Raw genomic sequence first — 24,510 nt, forward strand, 5'->3', positions numbered from 1 at the left:
GGTTTGCACATCCGTGTCAACTAATCCGGCATCCCGATAAAACAGATCTGGGCTAAAATATAACGATATGGAATGGCTTTAATTTCGCTAGCTGACAAGATAATGGAGGAGCTTGCCCGGGGCAGCTCCTCTTTTTTAGTCTATTTGATATAACCGGCAGCATGGCTGAGTAAAATAAATCTCTGTATATGATATGATTTGGATGATAAAATCCATTTTATATTGATCTTAGGAGGTGTCGTATTGAAAGATGATGTCTATTTATATAATCACGCCCGCTGGGAAGCGTTGGCTGAAGCCAATGCCTTATTCACGCGACCAAAGCTAGATCTTGATGAAAAAACAGCACGCGATTATTTGGGATTGGACAGGCTGGGAGTTGATGGGGATTTATCCGGAAAGACGGTTCTTTGTCTGGCAAGTGGTGGAGGGCAACAGTCAGCTGCATTTGCTTTGCTCGGCGCTTTGGTCTCGGTCCTAGACATTTCCCCGTCCCAATTGGAACGTGATAAAGCTGCAGCTGAACATTATGGGATCAGAATTAATTTATATCAGGGTGACATGCGGGATTTATCCTGTTTCGACGCTGCTTCATTTGATATAGTCTGGCATCCGTATTCTCTTACGTTTGTTCCGGATTCACGGGTTGTATTTCATGAAGTATCCCGTGTTCTCAAAGCGGGCGGACTCTATCATCTGATGTGCGCTAATCCTTTTTTCTCAGGAGTAACCCACAAGGATTGGAACGGGGATGGTTACACATTAAAACATCCATACGAAGATGAAACAGTGACTTCTTATCCGGATCAAGAGTGGGTGTATGATCAATCCAAGTCTCCTGTTAAAATACAAGAACCGAGAGAATACAGGCAAACATTAAGCAGAGTGATGAATGGATTAATTAAAGAGGGGTTTCTTCTTGCTTACTTCTCCGAGATTAAAAGCAACGATACGGAGTCATTGCCTGGCAGTTGGGGACATTTTGCAAATATAGCACCGCCTTGGATTGAGTTTATCTGGTATAATTATCCAAATGTTTTAAGCATCCCAACATCTGGATGATGGGATTTAACGGGCTATGACCCTTTGCGTACTCCCATCGTACGGGGCGCTCGCATTCGGAAATTTAACGTTCTAATGGAATGCTAACGGGCACGTTAGTGGAGTAGCTGCCAGGTGGCAGTTCCTCTTTTTCATTAAAGTAACGGGCAGGACTGCTCTGGATTGAGAAACCTAAATGCATGATGAAAATATCAGCTAGTTATTTCAATTTATGATACAATATTTGCATGAACCTGCGTCGTTGCGAAGGTTTGATTTCGACTTTTTGTAATCGGTTTCATCTCTTCCCACTGGTGATCAGCGAGCTATTCAAGAATCAGTGCGGCTACGGATTTATATTTAACTCAAGTGAAAACTTAAATAAGGAGTTAGAAATCTATGAAAGCATCTTATAACTTTGACGAAGTGGGCAGACTTCCCTTACCCGGAGATAATGTCGCGGTAGCGACCCGGCAACTGGACGCTGGCACCATCATTCATTATCAAGGCCAAATCCTGAACTTGGATTTCACGGTCATGGAAGGCCATCGTTTTGCGGTCAAGGCGATTGCTCCTGGTGAAGCTCTATTCTCGTGGGAATTACCATTTGGTGTGGCTCTGCAATCCATTCAGCCCGGCAATTATGTGATCAACAAAAGCGTGCTGGAGGCGCTCAGTGTACGTTCGTTGAAATTTGCGCTGCCGGCCGCGCCCAATTTTTCTGATCAAGTTCCTCCGTATGTTCTCGACGAGATGAATTTCCAACCGGCTGCAGCATTGCCCGCATACCAAGAAACACGCACCTTCATGGGTTACCGGCGCAGCCAAGCCCGCGGTGTCGGTACCCGCAACACGATTGTTTTGTTGGGCACAACTTCACGCACGGGCAGCTATGTCAAGCAACTTGCCGCTCGTCTGCAAGGGCAACTGAAGAACTTTCCCCAAGTGGATGGGATTGTCCCCGCAGCGCATACTGAGGGAGGCACTGAACAGCCTAATAACCTGGCGCTATTGCTGCGCACGCTGGCCGGATTTATCGTCAATCCCAACGTAGGCGCGGTCTTGATAGTAGATTATGGCATTGAATCCGTGACCAACCAGATGGTAGAAACGTATTTACGCGAACACAATTATCCATTGGATGAAGTTCTGCATCGGTTTCTGTCAATCAAAGGCGGCTTTCAGGATAATCTGAACATAGGGGAGGCTATTGTGCAAGATTGGCTGCCAACGGTCAATGACATGGAGCGGACTCCTGAATCCATTAGCAATCTAAAAATCGGATTACAATGCGGAGGCTCAGACGCCTTTTCCGGCATTTCTGCTAATCCGCTTCTGGGCTGGATTGCGCAGGAATTGATAAATTACGGCGGCAGTGCCAGTCTGGCTGAAACCGATGAATTAATTGGCGCAGAGCCCTATGTCTTGAAGAAGGTACGCGACGTGGAAACCGCCCGCAAATTTTTAACGTTCTTAGAAGAATTCAAGGAGCGCACGTCTTGGCATGGCGCTAACGCTGAAGGAAACCCATCCGGTGGTAATAAATATCGTGGCCTTTATAATATTTATCTCAAGTCCATTGGTGCTGCCCTCAAGAAAGACCCGTCCACCCGCCTTGACTATGCGATAGACTATGGTGCGCTCATGAAAGAATCCGGATATTATTTTATGGATAGCCCGGGTAATGACCTCGAGAGCATTGCCGGTCAGGTGGCTTCAGGCTGCAACCTGATTTTCTTTACGACAGGCAATGGCTCGATCACCAACTTTCCTTTTGTACCGACAGTCAAGGTGGTAACAACAACGCGTCGTTTCGAATTATTATCCAATGATATGGATGTCAACGCCGGTCAGTACCTGGAAGGTGTATCCATGGATGAGTTGGGCAAGCAGGCCTTTGAACTTTCGTTACGAATAGCCTCCGGTCAGCGCAGTGTTGGCGAGAAGGCGGGCCACTCACAGGTGCAGATCTGGCGCAACTGGCGGCAAACCGATTCCAGCCAACTTGAAACATTGCTCCATGCACCTCTGCCGACGGGGGAACCTATTGCGATTCAAACGGATGCAGCCGCGGATCCAAATTCCTTCCGATTCACATTAACACGTCGCAACGGCCATCGAGCCAGTGACCACATTGGCTTAATCCTGCCCACAAGTCTTTGTGCCGGTCAGGTAGCGAATATGATTGCTCTGAAGCTGAACAAACAGGGGCTTGGGCAGCCTGAGCACCTCTCACGCTTTGTGGCCTTGGCTCATACGGAAGGATGCGGTAATTCGGCCGGGCAGCCCGAACAGTTGTATGCCCGCACTATGATTGGCTATATTACCCATCCTCTGGTTCAGCATTGTCTGTTGCTGGAGCATGGCTGTGAGAAAACCCACAATGACTATATGCGTCACGAGATGGAGGAGATGGGGGTTGATCCCAGCCGTCTTGGCTTTGCTAGTATTCAACTTGACGGCGGGATTGATAAGGTAACTCGGAAGGTGGAAACGTGGTTTGCTGATCAATTGTCCGCGAATGGGCCAACCACGAAGGAGACTGTCGGTCTGGAAGCATTACGCATTGGCATCTTAAGTGATGGTTCCGTTACAGACGCAGATGGTGAACAACTGGCGAAGTTGACAAAGATGATTGTCGGCGAAGGCGGTATGGTGGTTATCCCCGAGAACAGCGGGTTGCTTTCAAAGCCAGCTTTCCGTGATAATTTATTTAATGCCTCCAATGTCCCGCCGTCATTGGCATATGGCGAACATGCCCGCCTCACAGGTTTCCACATCATGGAAACCCCGACCGGGCATTGGGTGGAGACCGTAACGGGCTTAGCAGCCACGGGTGTAGAGTTAATTATTGCGCTCGTCCACAATCGCCCAATGCAGACACATCCGTTCGTGCCGATGCTGCAAATGGCATCGGAGCCGACTATGCAGCAAACCTATCCCAAGGATTTGGATCTGTTGCTTAACGGGAATCCAGCCGCTTGGACCAATCAGATTCTGGAGACATCTAAGCAAATCATTGAGCATAGCTATACTCCTCGTCTCTATCAACAGGGTAATATTGATTTTCAATTAACACGCGGATTTTTGGGTGTTTCATTGTGAATGGGACCTCAGGTGAGGTTTTAATATTGGATAAAATGATATTGGCAAATAGATTGATGGGACTAAATCCGAGGGAGTGTTTTCAGCAACCTTTTCCTCTGATTATCCCTGGTAGCTTGAATCTAAATTAAGTTGTTGGGGATTGAGTATGCCAAAGCTAACGTTATAAAGTGATAAAAGAGTCGAGTATTGGAGTACTCGACTCTTTTTGTTTTGATGATCTAACTATTGATATAAATTTGGATCCGTTTTATATTGGGTTTAAAGCAACAAGAGTAAAAGTTAAACGTGCTTCTGCTCTTTCGTCCAACTTCGATATAGGACATTCAGATTAGCGGTGAAATCAAGCTTTACTAATCGTCGCCCAACTTATTTTGCTCGAAGCTTCGTCAATGAAACAATTGAAAATCATTGAATTCAAATAATTCAAGGGGGATGTTTAAACTTGGAAAATACAAGACAGTATTATATAGACCGCATCATTCACTGTGCAGCGAATAATAACCTGTATGACTATACCGTCATTCGTCTTCATGAGTTGGATACTAACGAACTTATTGCCACTTGGGACGGTCTCAGATTGGCTTATGGGGACATAAAGAGTATCAAGCAATAGGATTGAAGGGGGGACTGCAGTAAGATGATGTCCCTTAGATCAGCTAAATCTCCCACTAACAAAACGAGCCTAATCTTCAGTCCAAAACTGAAGATTAGGCTTTTCTGTGCTTGGCGCACATGGACTAAGGAATCATTGTGGTGGCTGAAGCTATCGCCTATTAATGTCTGATTCCGATATTCCGGTCGGATCTTGGCCGACTTGCCGGCTAATTATAATCTTGACGGGTTCGGAAAGGGAGTACTAGAATTACAATGAAATTGTAATCGTTTACAAAATACGATTGAGCCGAAGGAGGCGGATGAAAATGACTTTTTTGGACGATATAAGCAAATTATGATATCACTTGGGAGACGAATAAAAATTCGTTCGCTGAAATCGAAGATTATTATTTTCTTCATTATTTTTGCAAGCATGATTTTGGTCCTTCAGATCGGGGTTTTCCAGCAATGGATCCGCTCGATCATTCTGGATAAATCGGAAACATACTTCCAGGGAACCGTTTATCAAATCGGACAACGGGTGGATATGCAATTTCAACAGTTCCAGACGATGGCGATCGGGATCGGAAAAGATCAGGTCGTCAAAAATTATTTGGCGGATCTGAAGGGACGTTCCATCAACTATACGATTGCGAAGTATAAAATCAGCTACGTAATTTTACGAACGGCGAATTTAAGCTGGATTGACAATATGTGCATTTATCCGGTCGACGGTCAGCCTCCGATTAATCTGTTCTATTCAAAACCGGTATTCACTGCAGATGCCGACATCCAAAGAATGATGACGGACACTTCCGGCTTGCAGCCAGAAAAGATTCTATGGAAGGAATCCCGGGCGGAACCCGGTCAGATATCGGCATTCTTACCCATTCAGGAAACCGAAAGGTACGGCATTCTGCAAATCAGCTTGAGCGATTCATTCTTCAGCTTCCTCGACGATGTCCAGCTTGGCAAGCAGGGCGAAATTTATTTGGTGAAAGACGATACCATCTTGTATGCCAAAGACCGGTCGCAGATTGGGAACTCCCTGAATGAGCGGGAGAAAGCCGGCAGAAGCAGCACAAGAGGGCAATATGCCATGAGCGAAACCGGCTGGACCTTGGTAGGAATTGTTCCACAGGCTGAGATTTTACAACTGATCCACGAGTTCAACCGAATTTTCATTTTGATGGTCATTGCCATACTGGCGGCGATCCTGTCATTCGCAATGATGTCGGCAAGAGCTATTCTACGGCCTCTGAAGAAGATCATTAAAGGCATGGAGAGCATTCAGCAGGGAAACTTGAACGTAAAGCTGGAGCATAAAGGCAATGACGAATTCAGCGCGATCATGTTCCAATTCAATTACATGGTGGATCGGGTTCAAAGCTTGATCGAAACGGTATTTCAGCAGCAAAGGCGTCATCGGGAAGCGGAGATCGTAAGCCTGCTGTCCAAGCTTAATCCTCATTTTCTTTATAATTCCCTTGATATGATTTACTGGAAAACGATTATGAAAGGAGAGGAGGAGATTGGGGGCTCGATCGTTGCCTTATCCAATATTCTTCGCTACTCCATCTCTCACAGCAATGATTTCGTCACCGTACGTGAGGATATAAACCAGTTGGAAAGCTACTTAACGATTCAGTACATGCGGTTTCAAGATAAACTGAATTACAGCTTCGACATCCATCCCGAAATATGGGAAGACAAAATACCGAAGCTGGTCATTCAGCCATTGGTTGAGAATACGTTCAAATATGCGTTTCAGGATATGAAGCATGGCGGACACATTTCCGTTCGCGGTTATCGGATCAGCAGGGAAGATTTGGTATTTGAAGTGGAGGATAACGGGATTGGAATACCCGAGGCGAGGGTGCGGCAGCTGCTTGCGGCCTGCGAGCAGGAGGACCCAGAGGAAGGTTTGGGCCTTGGCATACAGCTCGTGCATCAACGGGCGAAATATATATATGGAGAGGGCTATGGAGTCTCGATTCAAAGCACCGTGGGAAAGGGAACGATCATTACAGTAAAGCTTAGCAATCGAATAAACATCAGACCGCTTTCAGTTAGCGAAGACAATGCCTGAAGAGAGGGATCAATCGATATGCTGAAATTGTTGCTGGTTGATGATGAGAATACCGTCCTGCAGGGTCTGGCGCATATTTTGTCTCAATACTGCCCGAATTACGATATCGTAGGTGCGGCACAGAATGCCGCCGACGCCATGCGGCTGCTCTCCGGCGAACATGTCGATTGTGTCATTACGGACGTTAAAATGCCGGATATGAACGGGGTCGAGCTGACCAAATTTATCCGATCGCAATACCCGGATACTTCTGTCATCGTACACAGCGGATATGCGGATTTTGAATTTGTCCGGGAAACCATGAAGCACGGCGCATGCGATTATTTGCTCAAGCCTTGTCATTACCAGAATATTATCGACACTTTGCACAAAATAGAAGAGCGAAGGTCAAAAGAAAGCAAACAGGATGAGGAACGGGCGAATGAAGAGCTGCTGAAGGAGGCACTGTCGGGGAAGCGGGTATTGACGGCAACCTGGACTGAACCGCATCCAAGGCTCATGGTGACGCTTGCGTCACAAATCAGCGCCATTGAACGGGTCGCTCTGCTGCTCAAGGAGCGGTGGAAGTCGGGCGTCATGCTGCAGGGGATGGATGATCTGGTGTGCGATGACGGGCATGTTGTCATGATCTTTCGCGCCCCGGTAAATGACGACAAGTTCATGAGCAGCCTTTGCGAAGTTCAACAGTTTTTGCTGGAGCAAGGCTACAGGACGTATATTGGCATTGGCGATCGGTTCGACGATCCGGGCAAGCTGAGACAAATCTATGAGGAGTGTCTCAGGCGGATGGATTTTGCCTCATTTAACGAGATACCGCCCCTTTTAAATGCCATATCGTATTGTGAAAATATGAAGAAGCAGAAACCCTATTCGTTCAGCTATTATTTCTCCATCCGGGTGATGGGAACGTGCATCCTGAAGGGAGATAAAGCCAAGCTGAAGCAGGTCCTCGGGGAAGCCGTCGAGGCGCTTGAGAGACTTCATCTTTATTGGGATCCGAAGCGGCTTAAGAACGAAGTACTTAAAGAGGTGCTGTTTCTTAAGGAGTATTTGGAGGAACACGGCGTCAGGTCGATACGGCATGAATGGATCGATTACGTAGATGAAGTGAAACGCCAGGCCACCTTCCATGGGCTGATGCTGTGGATCAGGCGGGTCACAACTTCGTTTCTCAGCCAGTCGGAGGGGGATGAAGCAATGCCGGGATACATTCAAAAAGCCATCCGGTATATGGAGCAGCATTACATGGAGGAGCTTACACTCAAGAACGTGTCGGATACGGTTTTTTTGAATCCCTGGTACTTCAGCACGCAATTTAAGAAGTGGATGAACGTTTCCTTCAGCGAATACGTCAACCAGCTCCGCGTACGAATGGCCAAACAATTTCTGAAACAGAAGGATCTGAAAGTATATGAGGTGGCCGAAATGGTCGGCTTTCAAGACCCCGCGTATTTTAGCACCGTTTTTAAAAGCATTGAGCGGATGAGCCCGAAGGATTTTCAGAAAACGGTTACATGAATATCCCAATACGATTACAAGAAATCAAAGGATATTCAATTTTTTCAATAAGGGGCGGTGATACACTTTTGATATCCTAATCAAGGAGGAATCATAGTGATGAAAAATCAATGGTTGGTCAGTTATCTGTTGGCTCTTATTATTCTTCTGACGGCGTGTACGGATTCCGCCACGACGACCCAACCGAAGTCTGCCGGGGATACCCCGTCCGCGAGCAGCGGAGGGAAAATGACAGACGTCGGCACACCGCGAAACCAGACGCTCATCGTGGATATTCTTAGCGGAAGAAGCCCGGACCCCGACCGCATGAATCCGTATATGCCGGGAGCGGTCGCGATGGACAGCGGCCTGCATCAGCTGATTTACTCGAATCTATGGGAAATTAATACGGTAAAAGGCGAGCAAATTCCTGATTTGGCGGCAACGATGCCGGAGCCCCTTGACAAGACGAATACAAAATTCAAATTCAAGATTCAGGAAGGCCTCACTTGGTCCGACGGTGTCGAATTTACGGCGGATGACGTGCAGTACACGGCGGATATGCTGCTGAAAACCAAGGAGATCGGATATAGCGGCTATTTTTCCAGCCTGGTGAAGAGCATGAAGGCAGTCGATAAATCGACGATCGAAGTGGAAACCGTGCAGCCGGAAACGCGCCTCGCGCAGAAGCTGGGCGTCGTGATCTGGGGGACTTCGTTCCGGGTCATGCCGAGGCACATCTGGGAGAAGGAAGATCCGACGAAGTTCAAATTTACCGATCCGATCGGCGTCGGCCCTTACAAGCTGAGCAAGCGGGACCCGCAGGGCAACTGGTTTCTCTACGAGAAGCGACAGGACTGGCAGAAGAGCGACGTTGGCAAGCTTGTAGGAGAGCCCGGACCCCCATATATTCTATTCAAATACTTCGGTCCTGAGGAGAAGCGTATCGTAGCCGCTATCCAGCATGATATGGATATTCTTCAGGATATTACGCCAGAGAGCTGGGAGGTATTAAGACAGAAGAACACGTTTGCCCAGGCGTGGTACGATAATTTCCCGTACGCCGATATGAACGACCCTTGCGAGAGGGGCATGTCCTTCAACGCTTCTAAAGCTCCTTACGATAACGAAGATGTACGATGGGCATTGGCGCTCATGACCGATATCAAGAACGTTTCCATGGCGACATTTGGCGGCATGCTTCGCGTATCGCCGATTATTCTCCCGCCCATCTCCGTGCTGCAGGATAATTACCATAAGCCGATGACGGCGTGGTTGAAGGATTTTCAGCTCAGTGACGGCTATAAGCCGTTCGAGGAGAGCTATGCGAAGGACATGGTCGACATGCTGAAGCAGCAGGGCATTAAAGGGCTGCCGACCGACTCGAAAGAAATGGTCAACACCTTTGGTGTAGGCTGGTTCAAATATGATCCCGATGAGGCCGCCAAGCTGCTGCAGAAGGCCGGTTTCAAGAAGAAGGGCGATAACTGGCTGAAGCCGGACGGTACGCCCTGGAAGCTGACGATCAACGCCCCTGCCAATTTCGAGGTGCAATCGATGCGCCTGGCGTTCGCGGTTGCGGACAGCTGGAGAAAGAACGGCATTGATGTGAACGTACAGCAGATGGATGCCGCCACGTTCTGGGACAGCGAATCGACCGGCAGCTTCGAAGTCGGTTCATACTGGCCTGCTTGCGGCCTGCTGCCGGACAGCACGGCCAACCTGCAGGGCTGGAATAAGGAATATATCGTTCCCAACGGACAGCAGGCGCCGGGCAACCGGAACCGCTGGGCGAACGACCGCGTCAGCCAGTTGGTCGAGGAGCTGAACGGGCTGGAAAGCAGCGATCCGAAGGTCATTCCGAACATCACAGAAATCAGCAAGGAAATGGTAAAAGGAATGCCGTTTATCCCCATGTTCGGCACATCCAAGTTCGTCCCTGTCGACACGTATTATTGGAAGGGATTCCAAACAGCCAAGAATGAATTCGAAGGACCGTGGTGGTGGTGGTCCCAGTTCAAGTTCTATACGCCAAATTATAAACCGACCGGCAAGTAGGACAGAAGAAATCGAAGCCTTTCATACCGGGTCCGGGTGTAACGTATCCGGCCCGGAATGCGCTTCAAAAAAGGGAGTGTGAGTCCCCATGGATTTCTATAAATTTTTATTTTCCCGGATTTTAACCTTTATCCTGGTCGTGTTCATCGGCATTACGGCGGTGTTCTTCGTACCGCGATTCCTGCCTTCGGACCCGGTGGAAGCGATGATCGGACAAATGACGTCCAAATCCGCGTTTCTCGATCCGAAAGCCGTTGAGACGCTGCGGGAAACGCTGAACGATTCCTTCGGACTGCAAGGCTCGGTTGTGTCGCAATACTTCGGTTTTTTCAAGCGGGTGCTGCTGACTCAGGATTTCGGGCCTTCACTGGCCAACTATCCGGCTCCTGTCAACGAGCTGATCGGACGCGCGCTGCCCTGGACAATGGGCCTCTTGCTGACTTCCACTTTCATCTCCTGGCTGATTGGCAATACCGTCGGACTGCTGGCCGGATTCCGGAAGGAGAAGCCGTATTCCAAATTCTTTGAAGCCCTGTCTATCGCACTCTATCCGATTCCCTATTATATCTTCGCGCTTGTGCTGATTATGCTGTTCTCCTATATCATTCCGATCTTCCCGCTCACGGCGACGTTTCAGGGGGCCGGCTTTACATGGGAACATATCAGGAGCCTGCTGGTTAACTCGACGCTCCCCGCGTTGTCCATGATTCTAGTCGGCACCGGCTGGTGGGTGATCAGCATGAAGACGATTTCGTCCGGGATCGCAGAGGAGGATTATGTGCACTTTGCCCGGTTGAAAGGCTTGAAGGAGCGTAAAATTATGACCCGCTATGTCCTGCCGAATGCGGCGCTTCCTCAGGTGACCATGCTGGCGCTGCAGCTCGGAACTATTTTTAACGGAGCGCTTGTCACGGAAATCCTCTTCGGCTATCCGGGAGTCGGAACGCTTATTTATAACAGCATTTTGCAGGCCGACTACAACCTGATTATGGGTACGATCACGCTGTCCATCATTGCCGTTGCTGGAGCGACGTTTATCGTGGATTTCCTGTATCCGTTCCTGGATCCCCGTGTACGCTACAAGTGACCAGAGGAAAAAGGAGGAGAAATCATGAAGAATTGGAACTTTCGATTAAAAACGGGAGCTGCCATCCTTGCCGTTTTCCTTATCCTTGGACTAGTATTTCCTTGGTTTTACGCGGGAAACCCGATCGAGTGGGGAACGTATCCCAAAAATTTGAAGCCAAGCCCGGCGCACTGGTTTGGCACGACGAACCTGGGCCAGGATACGTTCTGGCTGCTTACGAAATCGCTGCAAAACTCGTTCATCATCGGCATTACCGTCGCATTCTTCGCCACCGTAATCGGGGCGCTGCTCGGGCTGATCGCCGGTTTTAAAGGGGGCTTCCTTGACCGGCTCATCACGCTGATGACCGATTCGTTCATTGTCATTCCGTCGCTGCCGATCCTGATCCTTCTCGGCACACTGCTCAAGGGCAGGGCGTCCCTGGTTTATATTGCGCTTATCCTGATTATTTTCAACTGGCCGTGGCCCGCGCGCCAGCTGCGTGCGATGGCGCTGTCGCTGAGGGAGCGCGACTTTATCAATACCGCTGTATTCTCCGGCAGCAGCACGTTGAAAATTATCGTCAAAGAGATCTTTCCGTTCGTAGCGGGATGGTCGCTTGCGAACTTCGTCAATACCATCCTGGTCGCGATCGGCTCGGAATCCGGGCTTGCGGTCATCGGGATGTCGAGCAACGAGAAAGCGACGCTCGGCACGATGATTTACTGGGCGAATCAGCATCAGGCGATGCTGGCGGGCCGCTGGTGGTGGATCGGGTCTCCGGTTGTCTCGATTGCTCTTATCTTCATTGCCCTGTTCCTGACCATGACAGGATATCAGCAATATTCTGCGCTAAGGAGAGGGAAATAGTATGCTGAGATTGAACAACGTAAGCGCTCAATACAATATGCTAGGCAGCTATGTGAAGGCGGTAGACCGCGTCAATTTCGAGGTGCGAAAGAATGAGATCTTCGGGATTGCGGGAGAATCGGGCTGCGGCAAATCGACCCTGCTGAAGGTGATGTACGACCTGATCGCATATCCGCTGGAAATATCAACGGGCTCCGTAGAAATTCACTCCACGCAAAAGGACGGCAGGCCGATTGTCTATACGAACGGAGACATTCATAAGAGCTGGTGGAAAGTCATCTCGTATGTCCCTCAGGGAGCTATGCATGTCTTGAATCCTGTGGCGCGGGTGAAGGGGCAGTTCTTCGATGCAATCGGCAAGTATCATGGCAAGAAAAACAAGCGGCTGCTGCAGGAGGAGATCGTACAGTATTTAAGAGAGCTTGAGCTCCCTCCAGAAGTGCTGAATGCTTATCCGCATCAGCTGAGCGGCGGCATGAAGCAGCGCGTCCTGATTGCGCTGGCGACGTTCCTCCATCCCGACATCATACTTGCCGACGAGCCGACGACCGCCTTGGATGTCATTGTGCAGCGGGGGATATTGACGATGCTCTCCCGCGTCCAGAGAAAGATGAAGAACTCGATGGTAATCGTCTCCCATGACATGGGCGTTCACTACCAGATTACAAACCGGATGGGCATTATGTATGCAGGGCAGATGATTGAAGTTGGACCGACGGAGCAAATCTTCAACAGCCCGCAGCATCCTTACACGAAAATGTTGATTAACGCGCTCCCGAAAATTGGAGATAACAGCCAAAAGGAGGGAATTCCCGGTACGCCGCCGAGCTTGAAAAACCCTCCCGCCGGCTGCCGGTTCGCTGCGAGATGCCCACTGGCGATGGACCTTTGCCGGATGAAGGATCCTGCGGAGTCGGTCGTCGGCGAGGATCACTTCGCGAGCTGCCACCTGCTGAACGATTCCCATTCGCTGCAAAGGGGTGAAATCATTGTCCGCTAATATATTGGAAATTAATCAGCTAAGCCGCAGCTTTAAAATCGGAGGCATGGTGCTCGGCAAGAAGATCATTGCTGTCGACAAGGTTGATCTGAAGCTGCCTGGCGACAAACCGCAAATTTTGAGCATCGTCGGTGAATCCGGCAGCGGCAAGACGACGCTGGCGCAAATGATTTTGCGTCTGCTTGCCCCTTCCTCGGGTGATATCCACCTTGGCGGCGTCCCGCTCTCAGCCTATGGGAAGGGAAAGAACAGGAAGGCATTTTTCAAGAAGGTACAGCCGATCTTCCAGAATCCGTTCACGTCGTTCAGCTCGCAGAAGACGGTCGACTCCTATTTGTACGAAACCGCGATCAATCTTGAAATTGCCGCAAACAAGAAGGAAGCGCACGCGGTCGTAGCGGAGGTGCTTCATTCGGTTGGTCTTGATCCGGACCATATTAAAGGGAAGTATCCGAACCAGTTTTCCGGCGGGGAGCTGCAGCGTATATCGATAGCGCGGGCGCTTATCCCGAAACCAAGTCTGATCGTAGCCGACGAGCCTGTCGCGATGATCGACGCTTCGCTGCGGATGAACATCGTCAACCTGTTTCTCAAGCTGAAGGACCAATATAAGGTCAGTTTCATTTACATTACGCATGATCTCTCGACGGCTTACTATATCAGCGATTATATTGCAACCATGTATCGCGGCCAGCTCATCGAGTTCGGGGATGCGAGAAGCATTCTGAACAAGCCTTCCCATCCGTATACCGAGCTGCTGCTCGATTCCATTCCGAGAGTAGGCAAGAAATGGGATGAAGATCTCACGCTCCCCGATTGGGATGGTGTCCAATCAGACGGTTCCGGTTGTAAATTTGCCGGAAGATGCAAATACGCGAAGGACGCCTGCCGAGCCGCTCAGCCTTACATGGTTGACATTGAACCGGAACATGAGGTGTTATGCATCAAACACAACGAATACCAATCCACACGATAACAGGAGGTAATGAACATGCTGCAAAATCACGGTTTAGGCTTCGGTTTATCCACCGCCCCATTAATGACCAGCGGCAAATCCCGCTCCATCTCGGCCGAGAATCCGAAGGGCGAAGCAGGCGCAGGCGGAAAAGAAGCAAGCCATCTCGGTGTAGCGCGAAAAGGCCGCCCTTGTATCACGCTTGCCCAGGGAGACACGGTAACTCTCGCAGAAATTACAGGGCCGGGCGTTCTCCAGCATTTCTGGATTACCGTTACCGATCGAACGGATCAGGGGTATTTCGTCCTGCGGGATTTAGTACTGCGGATGTACTGGGACGACGAAGCGGAGCCTTCGGTAGAGGCGCCGCTCGGCGACTTCTTCTGCAACGGCTTCGGAGCCCGCAGCAATGTGAACTCCCTGCCGGTCGTGGTCAACCCGACAGGAGGCATGAACTGCTATTTCCCGATGCCATTCCGCAAATCGGCGAAGATCACGGTGGAGAATCAGCACGCTGCCGATATTCAAGGCTTCTTCTATCAATTCAATTACACGCTCGTTGATGCGCTCCCGGAGGAAGCAGGCTATTTTCACGCCCAATGGCGAAGAGAGAACATGACGGCAGAAGCGCAGGATTACACAATTGTGGACGGCATTAAGGGAAAAGGCCATTACGTAGGCACATACCTCGCATGGGCCGCGCTTGAGCGGTACTGGTGGGGCGAAGGCGAGATCAAGTTCTTTATGGACGGCGACGTGGAATGGCCGACGATCTGCGGCACCGGTACGGAGGATTATTTCGGCGGAGCCTGGTGTTTCTATGAGAAGCGCGACGGCAAAATTGTAGAAACCCCCTATAACACGCCTTACATGGGCTATCCGTTCTACTCAAAGGAGGACAACACCCGCAGCGACATCTTCGGCGAAGACAGCGTTCCGATGCACGGTCTGTATCGCTGGCATCTGATGGACCCGATCCGCTTCGACAGCGAGCTGCGGGTTACGATTCAGCAGATGGGCCATAACAGCCGCGCCCTGTACGAACGAACGGATGATGTGTCTTCCGTCGCGTACTGGTACCAGGCCGAGCCGCATGCTTCATTCCCGCAGCTGCTGCCTGTGAACAAGCGATGGCCGAGGTAAAGCCCAGTCATCTTAATTCAAAAAAAATTTATTGGGCAGAGATAAGGATAAATATTATGGTTTGGTGGTCGCGCAACTGCGCGACTTTTTTTATCGGTACAGGTTCTTGTCAGTTCCTGATAAGAACCTGTATGGATTGTCGCAGACTCAGGTTATTTTTTGTAAAATAGCCGGAAACACATGCCGCTCACTTCTGCTGAAGAAGCAAAAAGACTGCAAAGACATAAAGAACAAGGGTATGCGAAAGATTAAGCGGGAAAGTGAAACAAGAAATTTAACAAACCAAATGTTGGAAGTGATAAAATGGTGGGGGAAGGATTCGGGAAGAAGACGGAGAATTGCAGGAGCACATGTAGTCCTTACGTACTTGAAGAAATTTGCGAGCTCTAACCCGTTATTGCGCCATGAGTGGATAAATGGCTATGAAAAACTGGAGAGGGATTCAATTTCACTGAGCATTCAGCATTTGGAGAAGGCTGTCTTTGCTTTATGGTGGCGTGTTGCCACACATAGAGATACGAATAAAACAAATTGACCGTAAGTCGCCAAAAATACCAGTAAACGCCTTAATGCCATCGGTTCACGAACAATCGTGAGTGATTTTATATAATCTCTTGAACTGTTGTTAGAGAACAAAAAACAGTAATGACTCTATCAAAATCAGAATTGTTTGAGAATAAGGGAGGCTGTTCAAATGGCGAAGCGGTACTTTCATTACGACGAGATTGCTAGTGACCAATCTGCATGCTATACCAAAGGGTTGGGTGAGGAAATTGTGCCCAGCCCGGTAGCTGGCGAGGATCTGATACGCTCACGAACGCAAGTGGCTATCGTCGGAGCGGGGCCAGCCGGTCTAGTCCTGGCCCTCCTGCTGCAGCATGAGGGCATTGATTGCGTCGTCGTCGAGCGTCAGACCCAGGCATACGTGGAGACCCGTGCACGAGCCGGATTTATTGAGCACCGCGTAGTCGAATTCCTGCGCCGACATGGCCTCTCGGAGGGGCTGGACCTTCGAGGCGTACCCCACACGACATGCGAGTTCCGCCACGGAGGGAGCCAGTACATAGTTCCATACGGTGATCTCGCCGGCGGTGCCCACGTCGTCTACCCACAGCAGTTCTTGGTGAGGGACCTGCTCGAGCTGTTTACGTCCCGAGGCGGGAAAGTGCTGTTCTCACACCCGGCTGTCAAAATGGAAGGCCTGGAGGACAATCGAGCAGTGGTCACCTGTGTCGCGCAGGACTCTTCTGACAGTCCGCTCCTATTGGAATTGGAATGTGACTTCGTCGCGGGGTGCGACGGGTTCCACGGCCTGTCCCGCACATCGATCCCCTCGACCCATGTTACGACATTCACTAAGCAGTACGGGATCGGTTGGCTCGCTCTCCTCGCTGAGGTACCATCATCGATGAAAAGGATCGTGTATGCACTGCACGATTCCGGCTTTGCCGGGCAGATGCCTCGAACCCCACAGGTCACAAGATTTTACCTGGAGTGTCCGCCCGGGGACCTGGAATCAGAGTGGCCTGATGATCGTGTCTGGAGAGAGCTGCGCAAGCGTATGGCTATCGACGGTGAAAACGACTTGATCACAGGCCCGATCATCGAGCGCAGGGTACTCGACATGCGTAGCGTAGTAACTGAGCCGATGCAGTATGGAAACCTCTTCCTCGCCGGCGATGCTGCCCACATCATCACTCCCGTCGGAGCGAAGGGCATGAATCTCGCCATTGCCGACGCCGAAGTCCTCGCACGCGCGCTTATCGCTCACTACCGAAAGAGGGATGGAACGCTGCTAAAGGAGTACTCCAAGACACGCCTCCCGCATGTGTGGCGGGTACAAGAGTTCTCCGACTGGATGTTGCGGTTGATCCACAGCACCGATGGAAGTAATGAACAGGCGTTCTCCGAGCGCCTGCGAAGAGCAAGACTTGAAAGGTTGTGCGGATCCAACGCTTATGCGAATCTGTTCGCGGAAAGCTATGTCGGTCGATAGCGATCCTGCTAATCGGGTAGATCATCGTCCGAGAGGTAACGAACTAAAAATGCTTTTTAAAACCAGACGAATGTCTGCCATCGATCGTACTGCAGTGAATATGAGAAAGTATTCTGCCCCTGGGGACTACGCACAGGGGTCTCGTTATGTGAACCGTGTCGTGAATAATGTAAACCCGGTGAAATACATGGAAATGGAAATGGGTCATTGATAGCGATCCCTTTGATCTGTCCATCTCCTATTGAACTAAAAAAATAACACCGAATCCATCCATTAACTGGAAGAAATAACTTGGAAGGATTTTCAAAGAAGCGCATTAGAACGGGCACGAAGAGTGCAGATAATGCTCAACATTCTACGTTTCATTGTTCACAATTGACATTGCATGGCTATTCTGATAATGGTGAATCCTTTCACACTTGGGTCAATAGGTTAATCTGGCAGGGTGCAACTTATAAGCGTATGAATACGTCTCTTATAGTAGTAATATTATACTAATAATGGAAGAGGGTTACGAATGTGAACCGAAAAAAGCGGCCTATTCTTCTGTTAATTTCCGCGTTTTCTTTTATACTATTAGTTATTTTAGGTTTCAATTGGCTTCAGGACAATATTCTTTACCAATTTCAGAGCTTTTCAGTAACCATACATAATAAATCAGACTATGAGATTGTTTCAGTGGAGACTGGAATAATAAAAGAGACCTCGAAAGATATTCATACAAAGAAAATCAAGAGCGGGGAAACCATGAAAATAAAGCCTAAACTTACCTTAAGTGGTGAAGGGGCAATATATATAACTTATATCGATTCAAGAGGAGTTACCGGTAAGGAAACGGTTTGCGGCTATACGGAATATCTGGCGGGAAATTCGAAAGTGACAATTAGTAAGGATAAGGTAAATATTATAGGAAAGTGCGCATAACCATCTTCATATACAGAATGTTAACATTTTTTGGTTCTAAATGACCATTCTAAGATTAATCCTAATACTGGATAATCTAGTTGTAATTATAAACCGGTTATGTATTTAGTTTTCCGGAGCTGTACAACGATTTTAGTCCAATACAATGGAGGTATCACTATGCTTCAAATTCAAGCGCTCAGTCTTATCAAAAGCCAACTAAGAATATTCACATCTGTTTTTCTCGCCATTCTTATTTTTGGAATGTCTGTTTTGCCCGTATTTGCGGCATCTCCTGAGAAAACAGTAAACGCTTCGGCAAAACTCGCATACAATCTCAAGGGACTTAATCACAACCTGGCCGTTCAGAAAGCTTACATCGCTTCAACATATCTCTACGTTACCCAGCGGTCTGGGGGGACAGTCTATCTATCAAGATTGCTCATGAACGGAAGTGACGCTACTTACGTGGATGAAATGACCATTACTAATTCCGGTCATGGCCAAACCCTGGATATGTACACGTATAATGGTATAAATTACTTTTATTTCAGCTCAAAAGCGGATCCCTCAACAACTTATAACTGGTCGCTTCAGGTAGCAAGACTTCAATACTCGGCTGGCGCGACTTATGATTATACGGATCTTCATCGGTTTACCTATATGAACTACGCCGATAAGACCGGCTCAAGATTAGGTGAGACATACCGTGTTGATGGCGGCGGCAACAGCACCTATACGATTTTACGCACACAAACTGCAGAAGGAACTGTTACCTGGTCCATTTATGACACGGCAGCATTGAACCGGCTTCTTGACAGCAATGAGCAGGTGCGGATGGACAGTGCTGCGGCGGTCAGCGCCTGCGTTACAAGCTTTACCCAGTCAGGCAGTGCAATAGTCAGACCGAACGGATCTTTCCAGGGTTTTGATATGCTCGTTAATACAGAAATCTATACATCAGGCGGAGCGGAAGGCGATACTCCCCAGATTGCAATGATGTCAAACACAGGAGCATACAAAACCCTTGTGAATATCACAAATGTGGGAACCCATGAAATCGAGGGAGTACAGACAAAAGACGGCAACGTTTATTTTAATATCGTTACAGACCCCGTGAATAAAAAAAATACGCAGAAAATTTATTACGTTCCTGATAGCATTTTTTAAATAGCGCCAATAAAAGGCATTCTCATTACTCATTAAGGAAGAGAGTAACTTTGTTCTGAATCAGCTTGGCAACATCCTGCACCGTTTTTTGGCCGGTGAAGAATGCTTCGGATTCCTGAATAATCGTATCTTCAATTTGTGAGGATTTGGGCGCGGCGGAATGAAACTCTCCGTTTACGATGGCGTCCAATTGATCGAGCGCAGCGGCATCAACCGCAAACGGCTTTCCTTGAAGAGGTCCTTCCTTATCGGGCTGCACCGTCCCTGCGTCCTTCAGCTGCTGGATTTGTTTTTTGAAGACGTTTTTGTTGAAGGAGAATCCAGCAGACTGCAGATTGGTACGGGTCTGTCCTTCTTCCGAGATCAGGAATTTGATGAATTCCCAGGCTTCCGGCTTCACTGAAGAGCTGGCGTTCATTCCTATACTTCTGTAGGGAGTGAAATAACCTCCATTTCCTGCGTCTTGCGTATGTGGTGTGACATACAGCCTGGCGCCCTCTCCAAATTCCTTCAGGGAAACGAGGTAGTCGCTGGGAGAATTGAATTGGGACTGGTTAAAATAAGAGAAGGACCCATTCGCTCCCAAAACGCCCGGGCCTATGACTCCGTCGTCGAAGAGTGTTTTGACCTGCTGCATCAGACCGGTAAAGGACTCCGAGTCGAAATTTGCCTGCCGCTTCGTCCGGTCCACAAACCGGGAATAATTATCGTTCACCATCTGAAGCAGCATATAATTCGGAGTGCCGCCAAACCCGATTTTGTTCTTGTCACTGCCTTTTTCCTTGATTTGCTTCGCAGACTCGGCAAATTGGCTCCATGTCCAGTTCTTATCATCCACCTTAATTCCGCTTTGGCTGATTGCGTCTGAATCGCCGACCAGCGCATGGAGCTGGAAAGAAAGCGGCATTCCGTACAGACCTCCATCCAGCTCCAGCTTATCGAGAATATTGGTGAAATAGTCTTCCACCGGAAAGCCCGAATCCTGCTGCATCATAAGGTTCAGATCGGCAAGCAGCTTATGATCCACATACTTATCAATCGGCAAATCATCCATCATGATCAGATCGGGACCTTTGCCTGCCAGCATAGACGTGTTCGAGGTCTCCACGAATTTTTCAAAATCGGCTGTAAAATGCTCATTATCCGTCTTCACATACTTCAGATCGATATCAATATTGGGATGCAGCGCCTCATATTTCTTTACGGCTCCCTGAAGATTGGCGTCCTCCCAGAACGTCGAGAAGACGATTGTGGCTTTCCCCTCTGCCGGAGGAGACTGCGGATCTGTTCCTGTTCCCGTCTGGTTTGGCGGGCTGGACGGATCTCCCTTGTTTCCCGTCTCCTGCGTGGAGGGGGATGCTGCGCTGCGTGAACTGTTATTGCTGCAGGCGGCTAGAAATACAAAAAGGATATTTAGAAATAATGCTAGGGCTGTTTTTTTCATTGTGGACACCTGTCTTCCTATTTGGGGATTCAGAGTTCTGCATCATTTAATGTAAAGGAAGCTTGTGACCTAAACGTAATGAAGTTGTAAACAAAATATAAACGTTTGTATCTGCTCGAATTAACCTCCATCAGAATGAGAGCGAGCGATACCTGACTTAACGAAAGTCATTTGACGAAGGGGCTGCTGCGGCAGCTCCTTTTGTTTTTTTATGCCCATTGGCATTTACAACGAAGGATATATTTGTTATTATGTATGTAATAACGTAATTACGTAATTACATTAAACGCGAATGAATAACTTAAATGATCGCAGCATTATTGAATAAAAGGAGTGAGGATACAATGGATCGGGATTACGGAGTTGAACTGGATGCCTTGAAAGCGCAGTTGTCAGAGCTCGAGCGGCTTATTCGGCAAATGGGAGGAACAGAGCGGAAAACGGCGGCTGAAGGAGGGAACGAACCGCTCTCAACGGAAGCGTTTCTGCAGGATGGTAACGCGGAACATGGCGCGATTTACTTCTCGGGTTATTATCGAAGCGGGCAGCAAACCGTAAGATGCGGGCCGCAGGAACGAAAATCTGACGATTTGCTCGGACTTGACAGAGGCAAGGCGGCGAAAGTAATTTCCGCGCTCGGACATAAACAGCGTCTGGATTTGCTACTTGAGGTTTGGGATGAGCCACGTACTGGAACGGAGCTTGTAGAGCGGCTGAATATGGGGACAACCGGACAGCTGTATCATCATTTGAAGGCATTGTCTGGCGCGGATTTATTGACTCAGGAGGAACGCGGAGGACGCTATACCATTCCGGCTCACCGCCGTTTTCCGATTCTTCTTCTGCTGTCAGCGGTTTCGGATTTGATCGATACCAGTGATTTTATCGATATGACCGAAGCCCGTAATGAAGCGCATGCCTATTTGGGCGCTCCAACACAGTCAGGATATGATATACATCATCTGCTTTGGCCTGTTCTCGACAATTCGATCGACGAGCATCGGGCCGGATATTGCAGCGAACTGGGTATCTATCTGCATGACGACGGAAGCATAACGGTAACGGATAACGGACGGGGGATTCCGATTCGATTGCTGCCGCATACCGGCAAGCCTGTGGTGCAGACTGTCTTGACCGAAATCGAACAGATCAACGCTTCCAAAGAAGGCACATCGTTTTTCGCTCCAGGTGCGGAGAAAGAAATCGGGATGGCGTTCATTAATGCGCTATCTCACGTGTTGAACGTGGAAATTCGCAGAGAGGGCGGAATTTATCGGCAAGAGTATCGGCACGGGATACCGCAAACCGGATTAATGATGGTCGGTGAGACGAATGAAACGGGCACGAGCATTACCTTTAAGCCCGAACGGGATCTGTTTGCGGGCGGTTTTGACAAAGCAGTCATAGAAGCACGAGTCAATGAGCTCAGAGAAGACAATCCAGAGCTGCGTTTCAGCATTCAATAGACGATCCAGGGGTCAACCGTTTCGATGGTTGGCTCTTTGGCGTGCTATTCAAATATGTCATTACCCCTATACAATCTACTGGATACTGTTGCTCCCAGCCAGTCTCAAATTCAAGGATTGTGCTTCCAGAAAAAAAAGTTCGCGCATTGCCCAACACTTTTCCCCGCCCGAACGTTATACATGCGAAGGACGGATGGAGCTGAAATGGACGGATATTGAAAGGGGGCTGCCGCGATCATCGAACAACTGTATACCGTGCATTATGCCGAATTGAACCGCTTTGCCCGATCCATCGCCGGCAACGACAAGGAAGCGGAAGATCTGCTGCAGGAGACGTTCGTTCGGGCGCTGGCCCATTCCGTAACCCTCGAACGGCTGGCGGCATACGAGCGCAGGGCTTGGCTCTATAAGGTGATGAGGAACCTGCTTTACGACCGGCGCCGGAGAACGAAATTCGAGACCGCGCTGCCCGAAGGGTACGACCCCTGGACCGACTTCGATTTCCTGGCTGGTCTAGAAACGGAAGAGCTGCTGCAGTGCCTTCCTTCCCAGCTTCGCGAAATCGTCCGACAGCGTTATATTCTGGGCATGACCGGCAAGCAGATCGCCGATCGGTCCGGCGTCCCCCACGCCACCGTCCGCTATCGTATTCATACCGCCTTACGCCTATTGCGAAATAAGCTGAACCAAGAACAGGAGGATTCCCGCCATGAATAAAGTAATCCAAAATGTTAATGTGCTGGACATCACGACGGCAGCCGAACAAACGATGGACGACGTAAGCATGATCAGGAACGTGAATTTACTACTGTACAGCACAGCGACCGTCGGCTTGCTGGCTAACGTCGCTCAGAATAACATCAACGTACGGGTCGAGATACCGGAAGGCGTCAAGCTGCATTTGGTGAACGACCGGTACGAGGTCGGAGCCGCCGCGGAGGGAGACAGCCCGAAATATCTTCTGGTCAACGGGACGATTGTTATTCGGCCGGATGCCGATGCCGAATCGTTGGAGCGCGGCATTGCCGGCATCATCGTGAATGGCACGATTTTTTGCCCCGAGGGCGTGCTCAGCGTCGTTCAACGGAAGATCATACAGCACAACGGCCGTCTCGCTTCATACATGGATAACGCGCTTCTGATTAACGATCCGGTCCATATCGACGACCTGTTCCTGCGCAAGCTGCCTTCCGGCTCCAGGGTTTCCTTCAGCGGAAAAGCTGTTCTGCTGGATGCTGTCGACACTGCCCTGCTGGATGAAAAGCTGCACAATGCGGAGTTCACGGGCGAGCTTGTTATCCGCGAGGAGCTGTTGGCCGCGCTGTCCGGCAGGCTGGTCAATCCGCATAAGGCGAAGATCGTAACTATTCCTGCAGATACGTACTATATCGACCGCGACCTGACGCTGGATGCGGGCGTGCTGCAGAGACTGCCAAATAGAAGCATCCATGCAACCAGTATGCTCCGGTTCGAGCGCGACGTAACGCCGGAGCGGCTTGCCGCGTCAGTCGACCGTCTGCACTCTGACAGAACGATCCTGTGCCCCTTGGAACTGAAAGACGGCGTGCTGGCCGTAACGACCGATCCCGCCGTGGAGGTGCTGAGCTACGCTGGCAAGCTGCGCGTCGTTGAAGGCGAATACCGCTTAACACCGAGCGAGCTGAAATATACGCCGGAACCACTCTCTTTCATTGTACACGGGGTGCTTGATGTTGCGCCAGAGATCGATCCGCAGCTGCTGTTCGATTCGCTCGGATCTATCGTAAATTATGGCGTCATCAGCGTCGAGGGCGAACAGTATGGCATAGTCCAAACGAAGCTGATCAAGAATGAAGGCGTGATCGATGTTCGGCGAGCCGAACAGGATCATGACGAACCAGCCGAGGCTGCAGCTGCGGATGCGGATGATACGGTTTATATCAGCAACGTTAATTATCTGAAGCTGTAACAGGCATATTCTGACGATACCGCTCCAATTCAGACCGTTCGGTGAAGTTTGCAAGCCTGGCGGCTTATATCTTGAATTCAAACAGGCCCTGAATAAGAGTTGAATGTTTAGATCTGGGAGCATACAGCCGGGATGGAAAATTCCCGTTCCCGGTTAAATGGC

Annotated in this window: 17 protein-coding genes; 16 read left to right on the top strand and 1 reads right to left on the bottom strand. The window is 49.4% G+C overall.

What is annotated here, in order from left to right:
- The first annotated feature begins 243 nt into the window (after positions 1–243).
- The 13 genes from AC0YNV_RS02800 to AC0YNV_RS02860 all read left to right on the top strand — a co-directional run bounded on the left by AC0YNV_RS02800 (position 244) and on the right by AC0YNV_RS02860 (position 19,490).
- Positions 244–1,062 carry a class I SAM-dependent methyltransferase gene (locus AC0YNV_RS02800; protein ID WP_475765642.1) on the top strand — a complete coding sequence of 273 codons (819 nt, stop codon included), beginning with the start codon at positions 244–246 and terminating at the stop codon, positions 1,060–1,062.
- Between the two features lie 378 nt (positions 1,063–1,440).
- A complete protein-coding gene (locus AC0YNV_RS02805) occupies positions 1,441–4,146 on the top strand; it encodes a UxaA family hydrolase (RefSeq protein ID WP_475765643.1) in 2,706 nt (901 codons plus the stop codon).
- Positions 4,147–5,098: 952 nt separating this feature from the next.
- Positions 5,099–6,832: a histidine kinase gene (locus tag AC0YNV_RS02810; RefSeq protein ID WP_475765644.1), complete on the top strand. Its 1,734-nt coding sequence runs from the start codon at positions 5,099–5,101 to the stop codon at positions 6,830–6,832.
- Between the two features lie 18 nt (positions 6,833–6,850).
- Entirely contained in the window at positions 6,851–8,350 is a 1,500-nt protein-coding gene (locus AC0YNV_RS02815) for a response regulator transcription factor (protein WP_475765646.1), read from the top strand.
- A 99-nt stretch (positions 8,351–8,449) separates the two neighbouring features.
- Positions 8,450–10,387, top strand: coding sequence for an ABC transporter substrate-binding protein (locus AC0YNV_RS02820; protein WP_475765648.1), 1,938 nt, complete (start codon positions 8,450–8,452; stop codon positions 10,385–10,387).
- Between the two features lie 88 nt (positions 10,388–10,475).
- Positions 10,476–11,474, top strand: coding sequence for an ABC transporter permease (locus AC0YNV_RS02825; protein WP_475765649.1), 999 nt, complete (start codon positions 10,476–10,478; stop codon positions 11,472–11,474).
- Positions 11,475–11,498: 24 nt separating this feature from the next.
- Positions 11,499–12,323, top strand: coding sequence for an ABC transporter permease (locus tag AC0YNV_RS02830; protein WP_475765651.1), 825 nt, complete (start codon positions 11,499–11,501; stop codon positions 12,321–12,323).
- 1 nt (position 12,324) lies between these two features.
- On the top strand, positions 12,325–13,323 hold the full coding sequence (locus tag AC0YNV_RS02835; protein ID WP_475765653.1) for an ABC transporter ATP-binding protein: 999 nt from the start codon (positions 12,325–12,327) through the stop codon (positions 13,321–13,323).
- Positions 13,313–14,299: an ABC transporter ATP-binding protein gene (locus tag AC0YNV_RS02840; protein WP_475765655.1), complete on the top strand. Its 987-nt coding sequence runs from the start codon at positions 13,313–13,315 to the stop codon at positions 14,297–14,299. The genes AC0YNV_RS02835 and AC0YNV_RS02840 overlap by 11 nt, the downstream gene beginning before the upstream one ends.
- Before the next feature lie 15 nt (positions 14,300–14,314).
- Positions 14,315–15,421, top strand: coding sequence for a glycoside hydrolase family 172 protein (locus AC0YNV_RS02845; protein WP_475765656.1), 1,107 nt, complete (start codon positions 14,315–14,317; stop codon positions 15,419–15,421).
- Positions 15,422–16,115: 694 nt separating this feature from the next.
- Positions 16,116–17,417: a 4-hydroxybenzoate 3-monooxygenase gene (locus AC0YNV_RS02850; protein WP_475765658.1), complete on the top strand. Its 1,302-nt coding sequence runs from the start codon at positions 16,116–16,118 to the stop codon at positions 17,415–17,417.
- Between the two features lie 519 nt (positions 17,418–17,936).
- A complete protein-coding gene (locus AC0YNV_RS02855) occupies positions 17,937–18,341 on the top strand; it encodes a hypothetical protein (protein ID WP_475765660.1) in 405 nt (134 codons plus the stop codon).
- A gap of 159 nt (positions 18,342–18,500) precedes the next feature.
- Positions 18,501–19,490 (top strand): phage baseplate protein, encoded by a 990-nt coding sequence (locus tag AC0YNV_RS02860; protein ID WP_475765662.1) that lies wholly within the window; start codon positions 18,501–18,503, stop codon positions 19,488–19,490.
- A gap of 25 nt (positions 19,491–19,515) precedes the next feature.
- Here the strand turns inward: AC0YNV_RS02860 and AC0YNV_RS02865 are convergent, their stop codons facing one another.
- Positions 19,516–20,934, bottom strand: a complete 1,419-nt coding sequence (locus AC0YNV_RS02865; RefSeq protein ID WP_475765664.1) for an ABC transporter substrate-binding protein — start codon at positions 20,932–20,934, stop codon at positions 19,516–19,518.
- Between the two features lie 344 nt (positions 20,935–21,278).
- On the opposite strand from AC0YNV_RS02865, the gene AC0YNV_RS02870 reads away from it, so the two are divergent.
- From AC0YNV_RS02870 to AC0YNV_RS02880, 3 genes are all read left to right on the top strand, one after another.
- Entirely contained in the window at positions 21,279–22,400 is a 1,122-nt protein-coding gene (locus AC0YNV_RS02870) for an ATP-binding protein (RefSeq protein WP_475765666.1), read from the top strand.
- Between the two features lie 246 nt (positions 22,401–22,646).
- Complete coding sequence (locus tag AC0YNV_RS02875) at positions 22,647–23,117, top strand: RNA polymerase sigma factor (protein ID WP_475767271.1); 471 nt, start codon at positions 22,647–22,649, stop codon at positions 23,115–23,117.
- A complete protein-coding gene (locus AC0YNV_RS02880; protein WP_475765668.1) occupies positions 23,110–24,348 on the top strand; it encodes a hypothetical protein in 1,239 nt (412 codons plus the stop codon). Before AC0YNV_RS02875 ends, AC0YNV_RS02880 begins: the two co-directional genes overlap by 8 nt.
- Positions 24,349–24,510 lie beyond the last annotated feature (162 nt).

The sequence above is a fragment of the Paenibacillus sp. JT31N11 genome, from assembly GCF_056269285.1.